The 2,342-nt window shown below is 68.0% G+C and carries 1 protein-coding gene; it reads right to left on the bottom strand.

Annotation, left to right across the window (positions count from 1 at the left end):
• On the bottom strand, positions 1 to 2,342 hold a 2,342-nt coding region (locus tag CCN56_RS34825; protein WP_143664717.1), incomplete at both ends, for a DNRLRE domain-containing protein.

Here is a 2,342-nt window from a genome sequence, read left to right as displayed (position 1 = left end):
GCCTTGGAGTAGTACTCGACGGTCAGCGACTGCCGGCCGGCCGGGTCGGTGATGTACTTGAGGAACTTGGTCGGCTTGTTGTTCGACTTGCGTTCCTCGTAGGTGTACGTCTGCGTGTTGCCGTTCTTGTCCACGACCGAGGTCATGTAGCCGTCGCAGCCGAACACGAACCGGGTGCCGTCGGGGCGCGTGAGGGTCCAGGCGTCCGGGACCGGGTCCTTCAGCGGGGTGCAGTCCAGACCCGGCTTGGCGGACAGCTTGTAGTGGACACCGGCCGGGGCCTTCCAGGAGCTCGTGGCCGAGTCCCAGCGGAAGACGTGCGTGGTGCCGTCACCGTCCGGGAGACGGATCTCGGTCGGGTTGGGCTTGGGGTGGAACTCCAGCGGCGCGCCGAGCCGGATCGGGCCGGACGCCTGGAAGGACCAGCCGTAGCCGGAGACGGTGTCGGAGGTGTCCTGGCTGTTGTACGCGAACCGGGCGAAGGTGGTGATTCCGCGGCCGGGGTTGGTGAACGCGTTGTACTGCCAGACCAGGTTGCCGGATGCCGTGTTGTTCATGACGGTCGAGCCGGCGCCCGTGTTCTTCCCCGTGTAGGAGTAGAACTTCTCCATGCCGAGCTGGTTGGAGGTGGGGTCCTCGACGGCGACGTTCTGCGCGAGACCGGGGATGCCGGAGGTGCCCGAGGTCCAGGTGCCGGTGGTCTTGTTGTAGACGTCCCAGGTCAGGACGTAGTCGGTGCGCTTGTTGCCGTTGTCCGAGTTGATCGGCGTCTTCACCACGGCCTGGAGGTCGATGCTGTCACCGGGGGCGACGTTCGACGGCAGGGCCGTCTGCACTTGGTTGCCGCCGGTGGTCACGTCCGTACCGTCCGGCAGAGCCCACTTGTAGGTGAGGACGTTGTCGGCCGACGTCCAGGTCGAGGCGGTGGTGTTGGTGAGGGTGAAGTCGACCGTGTAGTCGCTGTTCGGCGTCATACGGGCCGGGGTCTGCGGCGCGTAGTACGTGGACTCCGTGGTCGAGTCGATGTACGTGACCGCGATGCGGGGCCGAAGCTTCGGCTCGGTGCCCTCCGAGGACAGGAACAGGGTGCGCTCCTGCGCGGCGGCCTCGTCGGCCATCTTGATGGCCACGCCCTTCTGGGACGCGGGGGCGGTCACCCAGGACTGGGCGAGTGAGGTGACGTCCCAGTTGTGGCGGCCCGGGTCGTTCGTCATGGCCCCGACATCACCGGCGGAAGCATCGAAGTCGCCGCCCTGCGCGGTCCAGTTCGTCGCCGGATCGGCCTTCACCCAGGTGGCGGACTCGTCGAAGTCGCGCGTCAGCGGCCGCAGCTCGTAGACCGCGCCGGTGGTGTCCTGGGAGGTCTGGGTGGACCACAGGCGGACATCGGCCTCCAGGACCCGGGCCGTGGTGGGGATGCCGAGGGCCGGGAACTTGAGCAGGGCGCGGGTGTCGCCGTAGGTGGCGGAGTTGTTGCCCACCGACAGCCAGTTCTTCGGACCGCTGTCGTCGATGGCGTCGTGCGCGAGCGTGGGCTGCGACGAGGACAGCGTGGTGTCCTGGGACGCGAACAGCACCTTGGTCGTGCGGCCGGCCTTAGGCAGGCGCACGAGCTGGGTGGGGGCGGCGACGACCTGCCCGTCCTTCGTCTTGACCGCGACCATGTAGTAGTACGCACGGCCGAACGGGTCCGGGTCGTCGCCCTTCGTCGGTACGGCCGAGGTGTCGGTGAACGACGTGGTGCCTGGCGCGACGGGGGCCACGAGGGTGGCGGCCGACGGCGTGAAGGTCTGGCTGACCGAGCGGTGGACCTGGTACTCGACGATGTCGTCGCCGGTGGTGACCGGGTCCTTGTCCTGGTAGGCGGACCAGTTCAGCTCGGCGCCGGTGTCGTGGATCGTGGTCGGGGCGGCGAGATCGACGCCCTGGCGCCCGAAGGTCAGCACGAGACGGGGGTAGTTGGCGGTCTCGCCCGCATAGGCGAACTCGCTGCCCTCGTAGCGCGGGCCGCCCTTGGGCCCGTTCGCGGACTCGTCACCGGCCTTGATCACGAAGCCGTTGTTGACGTTCGTCCCGTCGATCCAGGACTGGACGGTCTTCGTCACCGGGAAGGAGTGCCAGGTGTTCAGTTCACCGGCCTGCTTGGTGACCACCCCGCCCTTGGTGAACCGGACGGCGTCGGCGATGACGGATGTGGTCGTCGAGACCGGCCCGTCGCCGAGGACGATCTTGCCGAGCGTACCGGCCTTGAACGGATGGCTGCCGAGGGTCTTCCACACGCCGGCGGTGCCGGCCTGCTGGTTGACGAGGTACTGCTTGCTGCCGCCGTCGTAGGTGACGGT

This window comes from Streptomyces sp. NRRL B-24572 (genome assembly GCF_002156145.1).
Lineage (GTDB): Bacteria > Actinomycetota > Actinomycetes > Streptomycetales > Streptomycetaceae > Streptomyces > Streptomyces vietnamensis.
This window is presented reverse-complemented; position numbering and strand designations above follow the sequence as displayed.